The sequence below is a fragment of the Acinetobacter sp. YH12226 genome, from assembly GCF_013417805.1.
Lineage (GTDB): Bacteria > Pseudomonadota > Gammaproteobacteria > Pseudomonadales > Moraxellaceae > Acinetobacter.
This window is the reverse complement of the sequence record NZ_VPDG01000002.1, coordinates 187028-208940: the sequence shown is the minus strand read 5'-3', so window position 1 is coordinate 208940 and position 21913 is coordinate 187028. Positions and strand designations below refer to the sequence as shown.

The window sequence follows — 21913 nt, the reverse complement described above, 5'->3', positions numbered from 1 at the left end:
ACGTCCCTATCGTCTAGAGGCCTAGGACATCGCCCTTTCACGGCGGTAACCGGGGTTCGAATCCCCGTAGGGACGCCATCTATTTTTTCTCTTCTTTATATTTCTTTGATCAGCATCTTAAGCTGCTCAAGTCCTACACTTTTATCAATTAATTAATGAAAATAATTCTCATTACTATTGATTACCTACTCCAAGTTAATGATAATCACTTCCATTATCTTTCGCAGATTTAACCCTTCTCATGCGTTTTGCTTATTCCCCACTTTCTATTGCGGTTCTAACAGCTTTATCAACATCTAGTTTTGCAGAAGAATCAAATTATCAAGAATCCATCCTCAAGGAAGCTACGGTTAAGTTCAGCACGATTATTATCGAAGCTCAGCAAGCAAATGAAGTGGGAAAAACAGTTTATTCAAAAGAAGATTTAGAAAGTACGCCAAATAGCTCAAAGAACATTACCGATTTTTTAAAAGTGAATCCGAATGTGCAGTTTAGTCAGTCACAACTTGCAGCAGGTTCTCAAGGTGAAATTAAACCTGCCGAAATCTCAATTAATGGTGCACAAACCTTCCAAAACAATTTCATTGTGAATGGTGTTTCCAACAACCTACTTATTAATCCAGCAAATTCAAACACAAATACGTTTCAAGATATTGGGACTGGCGCACAAGCTATGGCAGTGAACACTGACCTACTTTGTGAGCTTAAAGTATTAGATAGCAATGTGTCTGCCGCTTATGGTCAATTCACAGGTGGTGTTATAAATGCTAAAATATGCGCACCGCAAACAGAGATAGGTAAAATTCACGGTTCTATCACTTACGATTACACTGAAAGCGATTGGGCTCGCTACAACTCAATTTCACCTTTAGAAGAAAGTAAATTTGAAGAACCTACAGATGACTACCAAAAGGAATATACCAAACAAGGTCTAAGCACCAATATTTATGGGAAGCTCTCGAATGATTGGGGCTTTAATGCTTATGCTTCTCAACGAGAGTCTATCATCCCAGTCAAAAGTGGCTTTGAAACACCTAAAACAATTGATCAAGCACGACATAATTCAAATCTTGGTGCAACATTATTTTATACACCAAACGCCTCAACCAAAGCGAAGTTTGGTTTCGATTATGGTTTGCTCGATAGCTTAAGTTATGTGGACAGCAATCGTGATTCAGGTAGTACTACTGAGACAGAAACACTTACTCTGTTCTCTGAACTCGAACACCAATTCAATCTAGGTACTCTCGTACATAAACTTAATTTCCAAAACTCGGCGACACAACGTATTGCTGACAATAACTACAGTATGCATTGGTACTATGCCGAAGGAAGTAAAGATTGGAATAATACCGATGTTGTTCGAGAGGGCGCCATCATGGGAGAAATCAAACAACTCCAAGACGCTCTCTCTTACGACCTACAAGCCAATATAGACCCATTTAAAGTTGGTCAATCCCAACACAACATGACTCTAGGTGCGGGTTATAGCCATGCTCATGTTGAGTGGAAACGAGCCGAGGATGTTTTACTCGCGACAAAGATCAACTTAAAAGAACTTGGCAAAGATACTACCTGCCTTCAAAGTGACCCATATTGTGATGATAAACTAACGATAAATGGTTGGAATGGACAATATATCGCTGGTGGCACTCTGTACAAAGCTGGTGATATTCAAGCCCAGCAAGATCGCCTAAATATATTTATTGAAGACAATATTCAATGGAATGATCAAATTTCAACACGCCTTGGTGTTCGCGCTGATTATGACTCTTTAAGTAGTAATATCAATATTGCTCCTCGTAGCCGTCTCTCTTACAAACCCTTTAGTAATGATCAATTGCATTTATCCGCTGGGTGGAATCGCTACTATGGTCAGCAAACTTTAGGTACAGAGCTAAACGAAATTCAAAATGATTTGTTCTACAAACTGTCACGTGAAAACCCACATGCACCTTGGGTAGAAACACAAACTGCACTATCCAGCGGTGCGCGTAGTTCAGCGCTCAATACGCCTTTCAGTGACGAGACTGTTTTAGGCCTGAATACACAAATCCAGAATTGGGATCTAGGGCTAAAATGGGTCAATCGTAAATATCAGGATGAAATATCAAAAACTAAAGTTACTCCTTTAGATGGATCAAAATTTTTCTACAAATATAACAATGATGGAAGTGGCAAAGCTGACATCTACACCTTAACCCTTAAAAATCGTCAACCGATCGCACTGGGAACTAGCCAACATTTATTTGCTTTGGGGTTTGACTACAGTGAAATCTTCCGCAGTTATGTAGATTACACTTCAGCCTATGATCAAGCCACTCAAGATGAATGGGTCTCTTATGATGGTCAAATTATCCGTTGGTCAGACCGCCCTGCCCCAAACTTTAACCAACCATGGACCGCACGAGTAAATTGGGACATTACATTCGATACACTGCCTGTACGTATTTCAAACTTCTTTAGCTATAAAGACAGTTACGATGATATGGTTGCAGTCTCCGATAAAAATGACAAAGTCGAATATGAAGGTGAACTGCTTGACACCTATTTAGCCTCTGAAATTAAACCCAAATTTACATGGGATATGCGCACCACCTATGATTGGGAAATTTCAAAAGATTTAAGGGCAATTTTTGGTTTAACCATTAACAACGTCACCAACCGCGTGAATACCTATACAACAGGCTCGATCTCAAATGATAGACCACGTGTGATGACTGAAATCGGCCGCCAATTTATTGCGGATGTTACTTTTAAATTCTAGAGCCTGAATAGGTACATGCTGCTGCTCTTTTTAATTTGCTTAGGCTATAATTAATGCGATTTCATATTTTGCCTTTGTATCATGTTAAAAAAGATCTTACTGGTTTTACTGATTTTAGCCCCATCCGCGCTATATCTCTATATCGTCAACCGTGATGATGACAACACTGCGGAGACTGAGACAGTATCAACCCCAGCTGAAAACTCTCAGCCTGAGCAATATCAAACTCCAGATCACTAAGTTTTAGTGATCTTTTCAAATATTTATTTTTTATAGTCCTGAAATCTGTTCAGAAAATAACATCTTAATAAAATAAAGTTTTTGTTTTGCCTAATGTTTAAACTATTAAATGAATTTTAGCAAAAACCCTTTTGACAAACCCCGGCTTAATCCTTAATATACGCATCACCTCGCAACGTCCCTATCGTCTAGAGGCCTAGGACATCGCCCTTTCACGGCGGTAACCGGGGTTCGAATCCCCGTAGGGACGCCATCTATTGATCTCATACGATCAGACCTTATTCGAAATTACCATTATTCGATTGCAGATTTGTAGTTTTTCACTACAATAGCTCGCTTCATTCCTTTGAAGTATTTCTTATTTCCTATGCACTCATCTCCGAATGATGCTACGCATCAGGGCAATTCTGCGCCTTTAAAACGCGCTATGAGTACTCGACATCTGGTCATGATTTCGCTTGGTGGCGCAATCGGAACAGGCCTATTCTTAGGGTCGGGTGAAGTCATTGCACAAACGGGGCCTGTAGGTGCCATTCTCGCTTATCTCCTGGGCGGTATTATCGCGTACATGGTGATGCTATGTTTGGGCGAACTTGCCGTTCATATGCCAGAATCTGGTTCATTTGGTGCTTATGCCAAACGTTATATTGGACCAGGCACAGGCTATACCATCACCTGGTTATACTGGCTGACATGGTCGGTCACTCTTGGAACTGAATTTACTGCAGCGGCCTTGCTGATGCAGGAATGGTTCCCGGACATTTCTATGTGGTTATGGACCATTATCTTTGGTGTATTCGTATTTAGTCTAAATATGATTTCTACCCGCTGGTTTGCCGAATCCGAATTCTGGCTGGCACTGGTAAAAGTAGTCACGGTTGTTGCTTTTATTCTTTTAGGTCTATTGGCCATCTTTGGTGTTCTGGGCTATCAAGGCTATGAAGCTGCGCCTTTATTTACCAATCTGACGGCACAGGGCTGGTTCCCTGAAGGCCTGTTCCCGATTTTTGCTACGATGCTGATCGTTAACTTCGCCTTCTCTGGTACCGAGCTGATTGGTGTGGCTGCCGGTGAAACTGAAGATCCTGCGAAAAATGTTCCTAAAGCGATTAACACTGCGATTTTCCGCTTATTAATTTTCTTTGTAGGTACGATCATTGTGGTAACAGCCTTACTTCCGCATCAGGAAGCAGGCTTAGCTGCTGAAGGTGTAAGCAGCAGTCCATTCGTAACCGTATTCCAGCATATTGGTATTCCTTATGCTGAAGACATCATCCGTTTTGTGATTATCACTGCGTTGTTGTCTGCTGCTAACTCGGGCCTGTTTGCTGCTTCACGCATGATGTGGTCATTATCATATAGCAAACAGTTACCTGCCGTATTCTCAAGACTGAATGCTCGCGGTGTACCGTATATTGCAGTCATGGTGACCATGCTAGGTGCATTGCCAGGTTTATTGTCTGAACAGTTTGCGCCAGAGACGATCTTTACCAACTTGCTGGGCGTTGCGGCATTTACCATGGTGGTGGTCTGGATGAGTATCTGCTTAAGCCAGTTCAACTTCCGTCGTCAATGGTATAAACAGGGTCATACGGCCAAAGAACTGGGCTTTGCTGCACCATTGTTCCCGATTGTGCCAATCCTGGGCTTTGTGTTCTGTTTTATTACCTGTATCAGTATGGTCTTTGATCCATCAATGCGTATCAGCTTCGTAGGCTGTCTGTTATTTATTGCAGCGTGTTATGCAAGTTATTATGCTTTTTATCACAACAAGTCTTAATCATCAGTTTTAAAAGAGCGGCTCCGGCCGCTCTTTTTTTATCTATACTATAACCATAGTGGGCAGCCTTAAGGGTGCGTCGATGAAAATTGTGTTTATTCACGGCATGAACAAGCAACAGTATACGGCTACTTCATTACGTCAACATTGGCTGCATCTCTTCAAAACAGGCCTTCGGAAAAACCCACAACAGCAAGCTCGGTTTACTTATTTAAAACGGCATATCCGTATCCCTTTTTATGGCGATTTACTTTCTCGGCATCATTTTCATAACGTCTTGAATGCCAGCACCCTGATGCCGCAACAGTGGCCGCATTTCCCTTTTTTACATCCCGCACAGCTGCAACCGGCATCGCCACCAGACCAATGCACCTATCAAATTTGTGACGTCCCGCAGTCGAATATTGATGATGTCCTGAATTTCAATCAAAAACTAAAGTTCATCACAGCATTAAGCAAAGATATTGCTTTGCGGGATTTTGCGGTACTCATCAATTACTTTCCCAGCTTACATGCCAGCTTTTTGCATAAATTTTTGCTAGAAAGTTATCTTTATTTGGCCAACCCACATTTTATGCATGAAGTTCACTGCCGCATTCATAATCAACTCTATAGCAGCAGACCACAGATTCTGGTGGCTCACTCACTCGGCAGCGTGATTGCCTATAATTATTTGATCCAGCATCCGGAGCTGAATATCAAGCGTTTTATTACTCTCGGATCACCGTTGGCATTTCGGGTGATCCAGGCTCATCTGCCGCAACCAATTGTACGGCCTGCTGCAATTTCAGGCGATTGGATAAATTTCTATTGTAACGATGACTTTCTGACTGCCTTTCCATTATCAGAACCACCCTTCCAGTTTCAGCCAGCGATTATTAATCAGGAGATTCATACCTCCATCTATCATCCGCATGATATTGATGGTTATATTCAGCATCCAGACGTCATTAAAGCGCTCCTGGAATTACTCTAAGACTCACGCCAAACTCTAAATTCAACTTTTACCGTTCCATTCATATTCTTCTTCTATTCAGTATAATCTTTCATCCGAACCTACCAATTCACTGCTTTTTCTGCCTTTTTTATAAATATACAAATGTCTGTTAATGATTGTTTTATCGAAGATAATTTAAACATTAACGCCACAAAAAGTGCAGCTTGGCTTGCCGCAATTTTCTCTATACTGTGAATATATAGATCGACCTCCGTGAGGTATCGATGAAAGTTATTTTTATTCATGGAATGAACCAGCAACATCACAGTGCTGCATCGATTCGCCAGCGCTGGCTGCATATACTTCAAAAAGGCATTCGCAAACACCGTCATGATGCCAGATTCAGTTATTTACGACGTCACATTCACATTCCATTTTATGGAGACTTGCTTTCACACTATAACGTTCGCAACATCCTGAATGCTGGAACCTTGATGCCCCAGCAATGGCCCAGCTTTCGTTTCCGTCAACCTGTCCATCCTCAGCTTCCTGCACCAGTTCCACGTCTTGGCTGGCGCAAGCCCGTGATTTCAGATCTTCCTCAGCTTCATCTGAATGAGCCGATAGATTTCAAACAGAAATTCAAATTTATTACCACGCTAAGCAAAAATGTTGCACTGCGAGACTTTGTATTATTGCTGAATTATTTTCCCAGTCTGCATCGGAGCCTGCTTCAGAAATTTCTGATTGAAACCTATCTGTATCTCGACAATCCTGCTTTCATGAAGGAAGTTCATGAGCGGATTGCCCGGCAATTGAATGGTCGCAAACCTTGTATTGTGATTGCTCATTCTCTGGGCAGTGTGATTGCCTATAATTATCTTATTCAGCATCCTGAACTGAACGTACAGCGTTTTATTACTTTAGGATCGCCATTAGCCTTTCAGGTGATCCAGTCACATTTACCGCAACCCATTGTACGACCTGCTGCAATTACAGGCGACTGGATAAATTTTTATTCAACTGATGATTTTCTTACCGCCTTTCCTCTGACACAACCGCCATTTCAGCTTCAACCCGCCATTATTAACCACGGCATTCGTACGCATATTCACCGTCCGCATGATATTACCGGTTATTTACTGCATCCGCAGGTGGTAGAAGCAATTCTGGAATTGCTTAAAAATCCGGCTTAAACCATGTAATTTTCAAGTATTTCCACAAGATTGTTTTAAATTTACGCACTCAATCCAGAAAATCATTTTTTTTATGGAAATGCGTTTGACACCCCCCTGTTTTCACCCTATTATACGCCCACCTCTGAAACGTCCCTATCGTCTAGAGGCCTAGGACATCGCCCTTTCACGGCGGTAACCGGGGTTCGAATCCCCGTAGGGACGCCAATTTTCAGAAGTACATTTTATTAAGTCCCTATCGTCTAGAGGCCTAGGACATCGCCCTTTCACGGCGGTAACCGGGGTTCGAATCCCCGTAGGGACGCCATTACTTCAAGCTAAAAGTAGCGGTTTTAAAATTTATCTTCTGTACTGTCCCTATCGTCTAGAGGCCTAGGACATCGCCCTTTCACGGCGGTAACCGGGGTTCGAATCCCCGTAGGGACGCCATATTCGAGATGGCAACATCTCAACAAAAAGCCCGAGCATTGCGACTCGGGCTTTTTTTATCTTGCAAATTTTATTTCTCGAATCTTTAAACCTAGTTTTTATCATTTGTTCAAATTCCCCCCTCACTCTTTCGGCTGCCATCCCATTCTTAATTTTACAATTTGTATTGTTTTAACATTTCTATGCATAGAAATATCCGTTCATTTTCATTTAAAGCAATACACCAATAAATTAGAACAAAAATTCAACACCCTGCTTTTAGAGGGCACGTTAAGGTAAATCAAGAGAAATCTGCAAGGATCAGATTATGTTCGTCAGCACAGAGCTAAGTTTACCTTTATCGCCAAATAAAAATCATAATTATCAAATTAAAAGCTTTAAGGATTGGGTCGACTTTTTTCAAGATACTGAAATTTCGACATATACCAAAACCGAAAAAGCCGACTCTTATTTGAGCGATCTGATTAAAAATTTAAATATTGATACCCTCGGATGGTTGGATCAACCCGCACAGATTGAACAGCATCTTTTAGAACACCATCATCAGGTTTGTGCGACTTTCCAAACCTATGTCAATCGCCGGAAACAGCAGCAGCCTCGGGAATATTTTCCAACGGTTTCTCATGCTTTCGAATTCCTGGCGAAAGTTGCACCGGTCAAACTGGTCGATGGTGCCTGGTTATATTCGACCGTGCCAAACTGTAATCAGCCCGAGCTAAAAGATTTGATTTACATCTATCTCGAAGAGCTTGGTTTAGGGCATCCGCGTGCCAATCATGTCACCATGTATCAGGACCTGTTGAGTCATTATGAGCTGAACAGTTATGCCGAGCATTTAGATGACAGTTACTACGAACAGGCTGCCGTACAGCTCGCACTGGCTTATGCCCCGGCCAAATATCTACCTTTGGTGATTGGCTTTAATCTCGGTTATGAACAGTTACCGCTGCATCTGTTAATCACCAATTATGAACTGGCTGAACTGGGTATCGATCCGCATTATTTCAATGTACACATTACTATTGATAATGCTCACAATGGTCATGCGCAGAAATCCCTGCAAGCATTTATCCAGCATTTTAATCATACTGAAGATCCACAAGCTTATCTGGATCTGATTAAAAAAGGCTATGTCCTGAATGACGTCGGCAAAAGTTCTTCTCAGATTATTAAGGAACTGGATATTGGGCAGATGGCTTTAAAAGTTTTTCAGAATAAAGCGCTGATTGGTCAATATATTCATAATCAGAAATGTCAGTTTAGTGGCAAGACCATCAATGATTGGTTATCCGATCCTGCCCAGATTAGCGAGTTTTTGCAGGTGATGATTGAAAAAGGCTGGATCGTGAAAGATGCGCCAGTAGAACAAAGTCGCTTCTGGAAAATGATCGATCATCCGGAAGGTAAAATGTTTGGGGTCTTTAATGCGACCGAAAAACAGATTATTAAAGACTGGATTCAGGGTGCAGGCTTGGCAACTCGCCTGTCCTCACGTAGTGCAGCCCCATCACAAGCAAAAATTGAACCTGCAATGAGCCGTATGGACCAGCAGCGCTTAAATCAGTTAAAAAGCCGCTTCATGCGCTGTGAGGGTGCTGAACAGAAAATTGATTTACTGATTCCTTATACTACACCGCATATGCATCATACCGAAATAGGCTTATGGGCGACTCGTCAGTTAAGTCAGTTATTATTTCCTTTTCAGACCCAAGCGATGCATTATTCCTAAAGCACTCCTAAATGCCAGAAATTAAAAAACCGGACATTTGCAGTGTCCGGTTTTTTTTAATATAAATTAAGCCGATTTTCGCGAGTTTAATTGTCCCTTGATCACCGCTTTGACATTGCCTTTCAGATACTGCAAAAAGACTTTTAGTGGTGACAGTTTCGGATTAGGCTGCTTGCCTTTGGCAATTTCCTTAAACTGCGCGGCATACCAGATGATTTCCATAATCGCCATTTTGTCGACCATTGGAATACCGGTTTTAATTTTCTCAACCGCATAACGTACATCCTGCCCCGCAACCAGACGATTACCCAAGTCAGGTTCTACCGCAAAGGGACGTGCAATCCCGACAAAATCACAGGCACCACTGTCGAGCGCGGCATTCATGCCTTCAACTGTTCGGAATCCACCAGTGACCATGATATGGCACTTCACTTCCTGACGGATTTTTTCGGCAAAATCGAGGAAATAGGCTTCACGGGCAATGGTCGAGGCCTTGCGCTTGTCTGCTTTCACGCCGGCCATCGCAGGTGCTTCATAGCTACCACCTGACACTTCAATGATATCAATGCCTGCAGTGTCCATCGCCTTAAAGACATAAATGACATCTTCTTCGCTAATACCACCGCGCTGGAAATCAGCTGAATTCAGCTTGACTGAAATAATAAAATTTTCCGAAGTCGCAGCACGAACAGCCTGATAGGTTTGCAGCAAGAAACGGGTACGATTCTCAATACTACCACCCCATTGATCCTGACGCTTATTGGTCAGCGGTGACAGAAACTGGCTAATCAGATAACCATGTGCCCCATGCAACTGCACCCCCTCAAATCCTGCTTTTTCACAAATGGCAGCCGAAGTGGCAAAGCGCTGGATAATATCCAGGATTTCATCTTCACGCAGTTCCCGTGGGGTACCAAAGCTAACAGCCAGTGCCGGACTAAATGGCACTGCCGATGGTGCTACAGTTTCCCGATTCAAACCTTTCGGACATTGACGCCCCGGATGTGATAACTGGACCAGTTGTACCATGCCATGTTGTTTGCCTACGTCGGCCCAGACTTTAAGCTGTGCCAGATCGCGTTCTGTTTCTACCACTACGACGCCCGGTTCATTCTTGGCACGATAATCCACCATGACATTACCCGTAATAGCACAACCCAAGCCACCTTCGGCCCATGCTTCATACAACTTGAAATGTGCCTGATTGGGCTGGCCGGCATCATTGGCCAGTGCTTCACTCATGGCACCTTTAATGATACGGTTTTTAAAAGTGGTATTGCGAATTTGAATAGAATCGGCCAATTGAGTCATGATCTGTCCTGATACGTTACTTTTATTTTGTACTCGTTTATAACGTAAGCCAGAACAATTGACAATCGGTCTTGTCAAATTTACACAATTTTTATCTGCTTATTTTTTCAAGGTTAAAGATTTTTGTGATTTAGTTTCTTGGATCAAAAGCATCCCGTACCGCTTCTCCCATATAGATTAGCAAACTCAGTACAATTGCCAAACTAAAGAATCCCGACAATGCCAGCCACGGTGCATTTAAGTTGTTTTTGGCCTGAAGCAAGAGTTCCCCTAGGGATGCCGACTCGGGTGGCAAACCATACCCTAAAAAATCCAGCGCTGTTAGTGCAGTAATATTGGCGGTTAGCATAAAAGGTAACTGTGACAGGCTAGAACCTATCACATTGGGGAGAATATGTTTGAACATGATCCGTCCATCCCCGGCCCCAATACTTCTTGCTGCCCAGACGTATTCCAGATTTCTGGCGCGCAAAAACTCAGCGCGCACCATACTCACCAGTATGGTCCAGCCAAATAACAGCATGATCAGAAATAGCCAGTAAATACTCGGGGTAAACAGACTGACCAGTACCATCACCATAAACAGCATCGGTAAACCGCTCCAGACTTCGAGTATGCGTTGCCCGATCAGGTCAATCCATCCACCATAATAACCCTGAATTGCCCCTGCTAAAATTCCCAGCACCGCAGACAATAAAGTCAGAGCAAAACCAAACAGTAATGAAATCCTTAAACCATATAGAATCCGTGCCAGAACATCACGGCCCTGATCATCTGTTCCCAGCCAGTTTTGCGCACTCGGGGGCGATGGCACCGGTTCAGCCAGTTCAAAATTTGGCGTTTGATAGGAAAACGGAATGATGGGCCAGATCGCCCAGCCTTTTTCTGCAATCAGTTGCTGTACGGCAGGATCTTTATATTCTGCTTCTGTCTCAAATACCCCACCAAAAGTGGTTTCCGGATAGGATTTCAGGATGGGCAGATAAAAAGCATGATCATATTTCACCAGCAAGGGTTTATCGTTAGCAATCAGTTCTGCACCCAAGGAAATGATGAAAATAGCACTGAAAATAATGAAGCAGCTAAAGCCCAGCTTATGCTGCTTAAAACGTTGCCAGCGTACTTGCATCAAGGAAGACATTATTGTGATCCTCGACGTGAACTGAAATGAATTCTTGGATCAATCAGTTGATAGAGCAAATCGCTGAGTAAACGCAGTATCAGACCGAGCAAGGTGAAAATAAACAAAGTACCAAAAATCACCGGATAGTCACGCTGGATAATTGCCTCAAAGCCTAAAACACCCAAGCCATCCAGATTAAAGATAATCTCGATAAACAGGTTTCCCACAAAAAACACCCCGATCAGAACTTCAGGCAAACCTGCGATAAGCACTAAAATGGCATTCCGGAATACATGCCGATACAGCACTGCATGTTCAGTTAAACCTTTGGCCCGCGCAGCCAAGACATATTGCTTAGTCAGCTCTTCTACAAAGGAAAATTTGACCAGATAGGTCAAACTGGCAAATCCGCCAAGCACCATGGCCAACAGCGGCAAGGCCATATGCCAGAAATAATCCTGAATTTTCGCAAAGAATGAGAGTTCAGCAAAATTTTCAGAGCGAATTCCCTGCAAGGGAAACCAGTGCAGATAAGACCCACCAGCAAAAAATACAATGATTAAAATGGCAAAAATAAAGGCTGGAATGGCATAGCCTACTGCCAACACTAGAGAGGTAGTCTGATCAAACAGACTGCCATGTTTTCGGGCTTTTCTAATCCCTAAAGGAATGGAGACCAGATAAATCAGCAAGGTACTCCACAGGCCTAAAGAAAGCGATACTGGCAATTTTTCCCAGATGAGTTCAGTCACAGGTTTGTCTTTGAAAAAACTCTGCCCCAGATCAAACTGCGCATAACGCGTTAGCATTTCCCAAAATCGAATATGCAGCGGCTGGTCAAAGCCGTACTGGATATTAATCTGCTCAAGCATCTCCGGTGTGAGGCCTTGCTTTCCCTGATACTGCAATCCGGTATGCGCCAAACCATTGACCTGTTGCGCCTGATAAATCGCCTGCTCCACCGGACCACCGGGTGCCAGCTGGATCACCATGAAATTGATCAGCAAAATGATCAGCAAGGTTGGAATCATCAGCAACAGACGTTTGAGAATATAAGTGCTCATGGCACTCCCTGATAGGCTTGGAGCTTAATGCTGTTTGAAATAATCAGCCACATGTCTGGCATTTGCCGCATCGACCCACCAGTAATCAATCCCGGCGGAGAGTTTAGGTTTTCGTTGCGGCTGCTGATACATATTCCAGTAAGCATACCAGTATTCGCCCGTACCATAAGTCAGAATATGATAATAGCCTGCACGCAGTAAACGGTCTAATGCTCGGGTACTATTCACCAGCTGTTCACGGTTTTGAGCCTGAGTCACCTGCTGAATGACAGCATCAATGGCCGGATTTCGAATGCCGGCATAATTATAATTACCTGGCTGCGTGGCGGCCTGAGTGCCCCAGAACTGTTTCTGCTCCTGCCCCGGTGTCAGGGATTGCGGCATGGTATCAACCATCATATCAAACTGATAATTCCGCAGCCGTTCATAATATTGCGCGGTTTCTACCATACGAATGCTGGCCTGAATGCCCAAGCGTTTTAAATGACGCAGATATGGCATCAGATCACGCTGTTGCTCCGCCTGATGCAACAGGAACTCAATTTGTACCGGTTGACCCGAAGCATTAATCAACTTCCCCTGTTGATAACGATAGCCTGCCTTTAATAGCAATTGACGGGCTTTTAACAGATTGTTCCGGTTAAAACCGGAGGCATCTGACTGAGGATATTTCCAGTCCTGCAATACAGCCTGACGTTGAACCGGATCAAGCTGCTTTAAATGGGGTTTTAAAATGTGCAGTTCTTGAATGCCTGGCCGTCCATGAGATGCAAGCTCGCTATTGGAAAAAAAGCTGTTCAGGCGCTGATATTCACCATAGAACATGGCTTTATTCAGCCATTCAAAGTCATAGGCAAAACTCAAGGCTTGGCGGAAACGGATATCGGTAAAAGGCTGGCGGCGGGTATTGAATATTAGACTCTGAGTCGGAATCGGGTTGTGATGCTGAAAGCGGTAACGCTGCACCTGTCCTTGCCGAACGGCGGGAAACTGGTAGTCTTTCACCCAGCGGTTGACCTGTTTTTCCTCATGCAAGGTAAATTGGCCCGACTTGAAAGCTTCAAACTTGATTTCAGGACTACGATAATAACGATACTTGATCCGGTCAAAATTATAACGCCCGCGATTGACCATCAAGTCTTTGCCCCAGTATCGGGGATTGCGTTTGTAGCTAATACTACGTCCAGCATCTATGTGTTCAATGACATAAGGCCCTGAACCCAGCATCGGTTTCAGCGTCAATTCTTTAAAATTACGTTTTTGCCATTCCTGTTTAGAATAAATGGGCATCTGCGCGACAATCATCGCCATTTCCGGATTATGTCCGGATTTAAAATGCATTTTGACCTGTAAAGGTGACAGGACTTCCAGCCGGTTTAAATCAGCTAGATACATTTGCAGGCCAAAATTGGACTGGGTCTGAAACAACTCAAAACTGTATTTGACATCTTGTGCAGTCACCGGCTGGCCATTGCTAAACCGTGCTTTGGGATTTAAATGAAAAATAATAAAGGCAGTTTTCTTGGGGTCAAAACTGACTTTTTCCGCCAGCAAAGGATAGTACACACCGGGCTCATCCAGTGACTTGGACAGCAAACTGTCAAAAATATAGTTGCCCCCCTCAGTGACATTGCCCTTGCCATTCATGCTGTTCAAATTATCGAAACTGCCATCAGCTGCCAGAATCAGCGTACCGCCTTTCGGTGCTTGCGGATTGGCATAAGGCAGGGATTTGGCCTGGGCATATTTCGGCTGGCTATGTAGTGCAATATATGGGGTGGTGATCAGAGCTGCCCAACTGCTACTTACGAGCAGCGGGGCTAGCCAGATCAACCTGAAAGTTTTAAATAAATGCGCGAATCTCATGATCCATTCATTAATTCGGCACTTTAATCACATCACCAATACGCAATTGTGTATTTGGTTTGAGATCATTCATTTCCGCCAGTTCATTGCTGTTCAGACCATAACGTGAAGCCAGACCGATTAAGGTATCACCGCGTTTGACTTTATAATCCGTCACCAGTTTTGGAATCTGGATCGTTTGACTGACACGCAATCCTGCGCGTGGACTCAGATTATTTAACTGAGCCAGGTCGGTCACGCTTATGCCTAAACGGCTGGCAATTACATTCAGGGATTCACCGGATTTTACCGTATAGGATTCAGTTGCCTTAGAAGCTACAGGCTTAGCTGCCACTTTCACGCCTTCAACTTTTTTATCTGCCGGAAAGTCACCCTCAATTTTTAAACGCTGACCAATACGCACTGTGCTATTGGTATTCAGGCCGTTCAAATCTGCCAGATATTGCAGTTGTAAATGATACTGACGTGCAATAGAGCTTAAGGTTTCCCCTGACTTCACCACATGCGAATCCGATTTTGTATTCTTGACCGCAGTTTCCGCGACCACTTCACTTACCGGTTCTGTCACGTCACCACTCAGTTTCAGACGCTGCCCCACTCGCAAACCTGCATTACGTGACATGCCATTCAGGCTCGCCACCTGGTCCATTGACAAATTATATCTTGCGGCAATACCGGTCAGCGTATCACCCGATTGAACCGTATAGGTTTCAGGGATTTGACTGCGGGCTGGAATCTTGATGGTCTGACCTATACGTAAACCACTATTGGCAGACAACCCATTCAGTGCAGCCAGTTCAGAAACACTCAGCTTGCTTTGACTGGCAATGCTATACAGGGTTTCACCGCGTTTGACCTGATAGTTTTCAGTCGCAGTCTGATCGACTTTAACATTTTCAAACTTCTGTTCAGTTTTCTGGTTAGATGTTGTTAGCCCTTCAACTTCCTGAAGTGGTACATTGATTTTCTGTCCCACCATCAGACTGCTACCAGCAGTCAGACCTGAAGTCAAAGAAGCCAGTTCAGCATTTGAAAACCCGTAACGATCGGCAATCAGTTTCAGATATTCACCGCGTTTCACCGTATAGGATTTGGTCTGAACCTTGGCGGTTTCAGCTTTTTTCGTGTCTTCAACTTTGGCTTTGGATTGTCCTGTTTCTTTTAATGACAGCTTTTGCCCAACAAACAGACCGCTATTGGTGCTCAAGCCATTAAAATCAGCCAGTTGTTTTACACTGAAACCAAACTGGGTCGCCACGCTGGTCAGAGAGTCATTGGCCTGAACGACATAAGTTTCCGGCTTTTCTTTGGCTTTGCTGGCTTCCTGTACTGGTTTGGCATCATACAGATAAATGGTGGTGCCCACATACAGCGGAGAATTTGGATCAATCTGGTTCCATTTCGCTACATCACGCCAGTTCACCCCATTTTTGGCCGCAATCATTGCCAGATTATCACCTGGTAATACCTTATAGGTACTGCGTTTGCCTTTTGGTGCGACCACCACCACTTCAGAATCGGTCTTGACGTAATTTTTACCCTGATTTAGTTTGGCTTCAACCGAGTTCGCAGTGGTATTGTCAGCAACTTCTTTTGGATAAGAGAAGCCTTTGGTGAGCTCTTTGCCTTGCTGCTCAGCCACAGACAGGCTGGTTTGAATGGCAGTCAGCTTGATTTTACCGTCATAAGGATCAACAATTTCTGTGCCAGCCGGCGCCAATGCTTTCAGCTCTTCAACCACTTCGGCCTGTTCTGCCGGTGTTGCAACAGGCTGCAGAATTTCATCTACAGTTTTCTGAATATCCTGTGCGATGACCGCCTGCTGAACTTGTTGACGCTCAGCTGCAGAAATCGGTGGTTCGACCTGAATCTGTTTCGCTGGCGCTGCAGGTGTTACAGCTACCGGAATACGCGGCGCACTTGGAATCGGCAAATCACTTTGTGCCGCAAAACTGGCCAATGCAGATGAGCCTTTAGGCGTCGAAATCTTTTTCATAGTCTGCGTTACAGTATTTGCCGTTGTCGCGGTACTTACCGCTGCTGTGACGACAGGTGGCGTACTTGCAGCTTTAGCCGGAGTCGTTGTTTTAGCAACAGTCGTTGCAGGCTGATTACTAACAACCGCTGGCGGAGTCTGTTTAGAAGGTGTAATCGTTTTGGTATTTAATTCTGGCGGTGCTGCTCTGGTGGGCACCACTGTCGTCGTATTTCGCGGCAGGCTGCTCGTGTTACTCGCCCATAAACCGCCTGAGCCGGATAATTTTTTCAGCTTCTCATCGACTGAAGGACTTAGGTCAGCTGGAATCAGAATACGGCGCGGACTTGCAGGATCAATATGATCACCACGATGACCCGGGTTTAATTGATACAGTTCTGCACGGCTTAGACCAGTGATGGCTGCAATTTCATTTAAACTGGCAACGCCCACTGGCACTTCACGGAAATGCGGACGGTTGGCAATCGGTGGCAAACTCACCCCATAACTGCCTGGATTTTTAATAATCTGTGCAACTGCCAGAAAACGTGGCACATAGCTCATAGTTTCTTGTGGCAATTTCAATGACCAATAATCGGTAGGCAGACCTGCAGCTTTGTTACGGTTAATCGCCTGCTGGATACGGCCTGGGCCTGCATTATAGGAAGCGAGCGCCAATTCCCAAGAACCAAACTGGTTATACAGACTGCCCAAAAACTCATAGGCTGCACGGGTGGATTCCACCACATCACGACGACCATCGTATAATGAGGTCTGCTTTAAACCATAAATACGACCGGTACTTGGAATAAACTGCCATAAACCTGCCGCTGCTGCACTACTGGTCGCAGCCGGGTCATAAGAACTTTCAATAATCGGTAACAGTGCCAACTCGGTCGGCATGCCACGGCGTTCTGCTTCTTTTACTGTGTAATATAAATAACGTGATGCACGCGCGCTTAAGCGATCCAGATAAGGCTGACGTGAAATAAACCAGCCACGCTGCGCATCAATCCGCGGATTCCAGACACTTAGGTCCATTTTGAAACCCACGGTCATGCGTTTCCAGACATCACCATGTTTCAGAATCTGTAAACGGTCACCTTCGACTGCACGCATATCCGTTGCAGAGAGTAAATCTTCGAGTCCATCCAGACTGCTGGCATCCAAATATTGTGATCCAACCTGCTTGCTTGATGCTGTTTGGGTCGCACTTTGTGTAGATGAACAGCCCGTCAGTCCTAGAGAAGCAAGCGCAGTTCCCAGTACAGAATATTTTAAAAATGTAGGTAATGTCGGCTGCCACAAAATTGCGGTTGGTTTATACATAAAGAAATCCAAACAACTCGTATATAAATTTATTTTTTAGATATGCCATTGTAGTGAAGCATGTCGAAGACTCAAGCCAATAATTTACCGCGATTTCACGTTAAATGTTACAAGAAATTAAAAAATCCCGGACATATAGATTGATCGACTGCATTTGCGCTATACAATAAGCCTTCCAGCTTGTTCTATTTTGATCGGATTTAATCTATGTCACACACTATCACACTTTATGTTGATGGCGCCTGTCGCGGCAACCCGGGTTTAGGCGGTTGGGGTGCGTACATTGTTAATGGCCAACAAGAACACAAAATTTATGGCGGTGAAGATCATACCACCAATAACCGTATGGAACTGACGGCTGCGATTGAAGGGATTCTGTTCTGTGACAAGCAAGACAAACTGGTGATCTATACCGATTCCAAGTATGTCAAACAAGGCATTACCGAATGGATTCACGGCTGGAAAAAGAAAAACTGGAAAGACGTCAAAAATCCGGATCTGTGGCAAAAACTTGATGAAGTCTGTCAAGGACGTGACATCGAATGGCACTGGGTCAAAGGTCATGCTGGACATCCGGGCAATGAAATGGCCGATCAGTTGGCCAATCTGGGTGCTGATGAAACCCTGAAAAAATCCAAGCAAAGCCCTTCAATGTCTGAAGATAAAAAAAAATCAGAACCCGACTGGTTGCTAGACGATCCATTTGGTCTTGATCTGGCCGATAGTGAAGAAGAGCTGGAAGATCTACCGGAAGAAATCATCGAAGTGACTGTTGAAGAAATTACCCAGACTGAAGTTTTAGCAACGGACAGCAATAAAGATGCTTCATCTTTAGAAGCATCTACCTCGACTGAGCTACATCCACAAATTGTCATTACACCAGCAAAGCTCCAGCTGCATGGCCCACGACAACTGATTCTGGATACTGAAACCACCGGTTTTTATTATCAGGATGGTGACCGGATTATTGAAGTCGGCGCGCTGGAAATGATTAATCGTAAACTGACCGGTAGCTCGATTCATATTTATATCAATCCGAAAACACCGGTCGGCGATTCTGTCAATGTCCACGGGATCACCGACGAATTCCTGCAAGACAAACCGCTGTTTGAAGAAATTTCTCAAGTGCTGTTTGACTATTTACACGGCGCGGAAATTATTGCGCATAACGCGACCTTCGATATGAACTTCCTGGATATGGAATTCAAACGTGCAGGTTTTAAAGCACTCTCCGAGGTTTGTGAAGTCACTGATACCCTGGCATTAGCCAAGTCTAAACATCCCGGGCAGAAAAATTCACTGGATGCCTTGGTGCGCCGTTACGAGATTCCACAACGCGACCGTACCTTCCACGGTGCCTTGCTCGATGCGGAAATCCTGTCCGATGTTTATCTGGCGATGACCGGTGGACAAGTGTCTTTTGATATCGATGCCCTGTCTCAATCTGAAGACCAAAACAGCCGCTCAGGAACGGCCAGAGTTGAAATTGAATTGCCTGTGATTCTGCCTTCAGCACAGGAATTACAAGAACATGAGAATTGGGTCAAACAATTCGAAGAAAAACATGGAACTGCTTGCCTTTTCACGAAATAAAATCTACATTTCCAGGGATACTTTAGGTTTAAAACTATTGTTCTTCAGTTATAGTAAATACAAAGAGGCCCCGTAGTTTAAAGCGGGGCTCATATATAGATAATACTCCAGGAAAGGTGCAGATCATGTCTTACCAAACCTCTATACATTTTGATCCAACAGCTTTACTGATAATAAAAAATGAGGTTGATAACTCGATCAAGTTAGTCGAATCAGCAGTAAGCACCTTGGTAGAAGACCAGACTTTACCTTTTGGTATTGATGATGCATTAAATCAGTTCGAACAATGCGCCCAGGTTCTGGCACTCATCGACATGTCCAGTCTGGCAAAAGTCGCTCAATATTCAGCAGAACTGATGCGCAAGATTATGGGGAATCCGGCGCAGGTCAATACTCAAGAAGTGATCGCCTTGAGTGAAGGCACCACCATGCTGAAACGCTATATCGAATTTATCTGTCTGCGTGAAGTAAAAATTCCACAGTTTTTGCTGGACACCCTAAACCGTCTGGAACTTGCTTTGGGTAAACCACTGACGACTGAAGGCCAGCATGTAGAAGATTTATTGGATTGCGTTACCCCTGATTTTTCGTTGCCACAGGCACCAAGTCTGGAAAAATCCCAATATGTACACCGCCTGTATAAACTGTCACTGAACAAGCTGATTAATCAGCAAGAAAGCGAACTTGATCTTCAGGCGATTAAACTGGTCGGCGCCTATCTGGCTGGACTTGCAGAGCAACATGACAGCAAGCAGTACTGGAATCTGGTCTATGTTGCGTTAAACAATATTGAGCACCTGCTGATTAATGAGCCACGTCTACGCACACTGGTGGGCATTGAACGTAACATGGCACAATATTTTAGCTCGGCAGACAGCTTCAAGGCTTCGCTGGCTGATCTGGCCAATGTGCTCAGCCTGTGTATCAGTCAGGAAGATGAAACTGCGCAATCTATCCGTAGCCAGCTCAATGTGGGCGATGACCTGCTGACCGATATACAATTACAGGTCTTCAGTCGCCATCTGTATGGCCCAGACTTTGAAACTATGCATACCATCAGCGAATTGGTGACCACGGAAATGGCACAGATTCGTAATGACATCGAGTTCAACTATCAGAATATGACGCCTGAAAAGACTCAGGAATTACAGGCTCAACTGAATAGTTTGGCCAATATCTTCAAGGTATTGAACCTGAATGAAGCCTATCATGACCTGACTCGTCAGGCCGCTTCACTGAGCCAGCCGGAGATGATGCAGGATGCCAGCTTTGCCCAGCAGTTGATGAATGTGATTCTGTCTGCCATGAACTCGATTGGAGTGCTGGAACGTCATCATACTTCGAGCCGCTTGCAGCTGCGCGTCAACAACATGAATATTTCTCTGGACCGTCTGGATGAAGCACACGCTGCTTTACTCACTGAAACCAAGGCTCTAATTGAGCTTTCCAGCCAGATTCTCAGCAATTACCTGCAAGATCATGACTTGACTACCCTTGAACCTGTTCCGGTACAGTTTTGTGAGATTGGCGGCGCGATGCTGTTCCTGAATGCAGAACATGTTCGTACTGCGTTCACCACCACTGCGGAATTCATCAAGAACCGTATTGATCTGTCGATTGCATTAAGTCCGGAAGAAATTCACCGTGCTTTAGACACCCTGGCCAGTGCCGACATGATGATTGATAACTTAAAGAACAAACAGCCTGTATTACAGGCCATGTTTCAGGTAGCATTGGACAGTAGTGAGAAACTCAAAATAGTTGCCTAATGTCCAAATTATCACTTGCTTATATTTTTCAACAACAGCAACTGCTGGTCGATCAACACTTTCAACTTCCACAGGTTGAAGCCTTAGCAAGTGATTTGCTACTCCACACGGGTGATCAGGTGATTGCCCGTGATCTTCTGCCCGATGAACCTATTCCTGCAGGCTTGCAACTGGTTCCGATTCGCCAGCTGTTACAGTTCTGGAATACCCAGCAATTTGAACAGGCCAGCCGTGCAGTACAGCTTTTGGAATGGCGTCGTAACCACAAATTCTGTAGTCATTGCGGTACCGCCACTGAAGCACATCCAAGCGAACATGCCATGGTCTGTCCAGCATGCCACTACCGTCAATATCCACGGGTGCAGCCTTGCGTCATTACCGTCATTACCAAAGGTGAAGACGAGATTTTACTGGCCAAAAATGCGCACAATAAAAACAGTCAGATGTATGGACTGATTGCCGGTTTTGTTGAAGTTGGAGAAACTCTGGAAGAGGCTGTACGTCGTGAAACCCTGGAAGAAGTGGGTTTGCATCTGAAAAATATTCAATACCTGGCCAGCCAGCCCTGGCCATTTCCAAGTAATCTGATGATTGCCTTCAAGGCTGAATATGCCGCGGGAGAAATCGAGCTGCAGGAAGAAGAAATTAGCGATGCGCAATTCTTCAAATTCGATCAACTGCCTGAAATTCCATTCAAAGGCAGTATTGCGCATGCCATGATTATGCACGTGACTCAAGGCAGCACGGTTGCAGACGATACCAAAGCTTGGCTTTAAGTCTCTATTACGTCCATATTCAAGCAACA

Annotated in this window: 14 protein-coding genes and 5 tRNA genes; 14 read left to right on the top strand and 5 right to left on the bottom strand. The window is 44.3% G+C overall.

The features are described from left to right. Nucleotides 1–2 precede the first annotated feature (2 nt). From FTV08_RS03165 to FTV08_RS03115, 11 genes are all read left to right on the top strand, one after another. Nucleotides 3–78: transfer RNA gene (locus FTV08_RS03165), tRNA-Glu, on the top strand. 163 nt (nucleotides 79–241) lie between these two features. Next, the gene (locus FTV08_RS03160; protein WP_180086659.1) at nucleotides 242–2767 is read left to right on the top strand and encodes a TonB-dependent siderophore receptor; all 2526 of its coding nucleotides are present in this window, start codon (nucleotides 242–244) and stop codon (nucleotides 2765–2767) included. Between the two features lie 81 nt (nucleotides 2768–2848). Continuing rightward, complete coding sequence (locus FTV08_RS03155) at nucleotides 2849–3007, top strand: hypothetical protein (protein WP_004646377.1); 159 nt, start codon at nucleotides 2849–2851, stop codon at nucleotides 3005–3007. 177 nt (nucleotides 3008–3184) lie between these two features. Further along, nucleotides 3185–3260 (top strand) — tRNA-Glu (locus FTV08_RS03150). Nucleotides 3261–3374: 114 nt separating this feature from the next. Then, nucleotides 3375–4787: an amino acid permease gene (locus FTV08_RS03145; RefSeq protein WP_005107442.1), complete on the top strand. Its 1413-nt coding sequence runs from the start codon at nucleotides 3375–3377 to the stop codon at nucleotides 4785–4787. Between the two features lie 82 nt (nucleotides 4788–4869). After that, complete coding sequence (locus FTV08_RS03140) at nucleotides 4870–5763, top strand: alpha/beta fold hydrolase (RefSeq protein ID WP_180086657.1); 894 nt, start codon at nucleotides 4870–4872, stop codon at nucleotides 5761–5763. Nucleotides 5764–6008: 245 nt separating this feature from the next. Beyond that, on the top strand, nucleotides 6009–6920 hold the full coding sequence (locus FTV08_RS03135) for an alpha/beta fold hydrolase (RefSeq protein WP_180086655.1): 912 nt from the start codon (nucleotides 6009–6011) through the stop codon (nucleotides 6918–6920). Between the two features lie 131 nt (nucleotides 6921–7051). Then, a tRNA-Glu gene (locus tag FTV08_RS03130) sits at nucleotides 7052–7127 on the top strand. Between the two features lie 24 nt (nucleotides 7128–7151). Continuing rightward, nucleotides 7152–7227 (top strand) — tRNA-Glu (locus FTV08_RS03125). Between the two features lie 46 nt (nucleotides 7228–7273). Beyond that, nucleotides 7274–7349: transfer RNA gene (locus FTV08_RS03120), tRNA-Glu, on the top strand. A 307-nt stretch (nucleotides 7350–7656) separates the two neighbouring features. Beyond that, a complete protein-coding gene (locus FTV08_RS03115; RefSeq protein ID WP_180086653.1) occupies nucleotides 7657–9078 on the top strand; it encodes an iron-containing redox enzyme family protein in 1422 nt (473 codons plus the stop codon). 66 nt (nucleotides 9079–9144) lie between these two features. Here the strand turns inward: FTV08_RS03115 and FTV08_RS03110 are convergent, their stop codons facing one another. From FTV08_RS03110 to FTV08_RS03090, 5 genes are all read right to left on the bottom strand, one after another. After that, the gene (locus FTV08_RS03110; protein ID WP_180086651.1) at nucleotides 9145–10389 is read right to left on the bottom strand and encodes an NADH:flavin oxidoreductase/NADH oxidase family protein; all 1245 of its coding nucleotides are present in this window, start codon (nucleotides 10387–10389) and stop codon (nucleotides 9145–9147) included. A 130-nt stretch (nucleotides 10390–10519) separates the two neighbouring features. Continuing rightward, nucleotides 10520–11530 (bottom strand): ABC transporter permease, encoded by a 1011-nt coding sequence (locus FTV08_RS03105; protein ID WP_180086649.1) that lies wholly within the window; start codon nucleotides 11528–11530, stop codon nucleotides 10520–10522. Beyond that, nucleotides 11530–12576, bottom strand: a complete 1047-nt coding sequence (gene yejB / locus FTV08_RS03100; RefSeq protein WP_180086647.1) for a microcin C ABC transporter permease YejB — start codon at nucleotides 12574–12576, stop codon at nucleotides 11530–11532. Before yejB ends, FTV08_RS03105 begins: the two co-directional genes overlap by 1 nt. A 24-nt stretch (nucleotides 12577–12600) precedes the next feature. Beyond that, a complete protein-coding gene (locus FTV08_RS03095) occupies nucleotides 12601–14442 on the bottom strand; it encodes an extracellular solute-binding protein (protein WP_180086645.1) in 1842 nt (613 codons plus the stop codon). Between the two features lie 10 nt (nucleotides 14443–14452). Continuing rightward, nucleotides 14453–17746, bottom strand: a complete 3294-nt coding sequence (locus FTV08_RS03090) for a LysM peptidoglycan-binding domain-containing protein (RefSeq protein ID WP_180086643.1) — start codon at nucleotides 17744–17746, stop codon at nucleotides 14453–14455. 207 nt (nucleotides 17747–17953) lie between these two features. Here FTV08_RS03090 and dnaQ point away from each other — a divergent pair, with 207 nt between their 5' ends. The 3 genes from dnaQ to nudC all read left to right on the top strand — a co-directional run bounded on the left by dnaQ (nucleotide 17954) and on the right by nudC (nucleotide 21884). After that, nucleotides 17954–19339 carry a DNA polymerase III subunit epsilon gene (gene dnaQ / locus FTV08_RS03085; protein WP_180086640.1) on the top strand — a complete coding sequence of 462 codons (1386 nt, stop codon included), beginning with the start codon at nucleotides 17954–17956 and terminating at the stop codon, nucleotides 19337–19339. A 125-nt stretch (nucleotides 19340–19464) separates the two neighbouring features. Next, nucleotides 19465–21108 (top strand): chemotaxis protein, encoded by a 1644-nt coding sequence (locus FTV08_RS03080; protein WP_180086638.1) that lies wholly within the window; start codon nucleotides 19465–19467, stop codon nucleotides 21106–21108. Then, nucleotides 21108–21884, top strand: coding sequence for an NAD(+) diphosphatase (gene nudC / locus FTV08_RS03075; RefSeq protein ID WP_180086636.1), 777 nt, complete (start codon nucleotides 21108–21110; stop codon nucleotides 21882–21884). The genes FTV08_RS03080 and nudC overlap by 1 nt, the downstream gene beginning before the upstream one ends. Nucleotides 21885–21913: the final 29 nt, after the last annotated feature.

Coding starts and splice junctions, on each gene's coding strand:
- FTV08_RS03105 (WP_180086649.1), bottom strand. CDS start 11,530: ATGTCTTCCTTGATGCAAGTACGCTGGCAACGTTTTAAGCAGCATAAG.
- FTV08_RS03135 (WP_180086655.1), top strand. CDS start 6,009: ATGAAAGTTATTTTTATTCATGGAATGAACCAGCAACATCACAGTGCT.
- FTV08_RS03110 (WP_180086651.1), bottom strand. CDS start 10,389: ATGACTCAATTGGCCGATTCTATTCAAATTCGCAATACCACTTTTAAA.
- FTV08_RS03140 (WP_180086657.1), top strand. CDS start 4,870: ATGAAAATTGTGTTTATTCACGGCATGAACAAGCAACAGTATACGGCT.
- FTV08_RS03080 (WP_180086638.1), top strand. CDS start 19,465: ATGTCTTACCAAACCTCTATACATTTTGATCCAACAGCTTTACTGATA.
- nudC (WP_180086636.1), top strand. CDS start 21,108: ATGTCCAAATTATCACTTGCTTATATTTTTCAACAACAGCAACTGCTG.
- FTV08_RS03095 (WP_180086645.1), bottom strand. CDS start 14,442: ATGAGATTCGCGCATTTATTTAAAACTTTCAGGTTGATCTGGCTAGCC.
- yejB (WP_180086647.1), bottom strand. CDS start 12,576: ATGAGCACTTATATTCTCAAACGTCTGTTGCTGATGATTCCAACCTTG.
- dnaQ (WP_180086640.1), top strand. CDS start 17,954: ATGTCACACACTATCACACTTTATGTTGATGGCGCCTGTCGCGGCAAC.
- FTV08_RS03160 (WP_180086659.1), top strand. CDS start 242: ATGCGTTTTGCTTATTCCCCACTTTCTATTGCGGTTCTAACAGCTTTA.
- FTV08_RS03115 (WP_180086653.1), top strand. CDS start 7,657: ATGTTCGTCAGCACAGAGCTAAGTTTACCTTTATCGCCAAATAAAAAT.
- FTV08_RS03145 (WP_005107442.1), top strand. CDS start 3,375: ATGCACTCATCTCCGAATGATGCTACGCATCAGGGCAATTCTGCGCCT.
- FTV08_RS03090 (WP_180086643.1), bottom strand. CDS start 17,746: ATGTATAAACCAACCGCAATTTTGTGGCAGCCGACATTACCTACATTT.
- FTV08_RS03155 (WP_004646377.1), top strand. CDS start 2,849: ATGTTAAAAAAGATCTTACTGGTTTTACTGATTTTAGCCCCATCCGCG.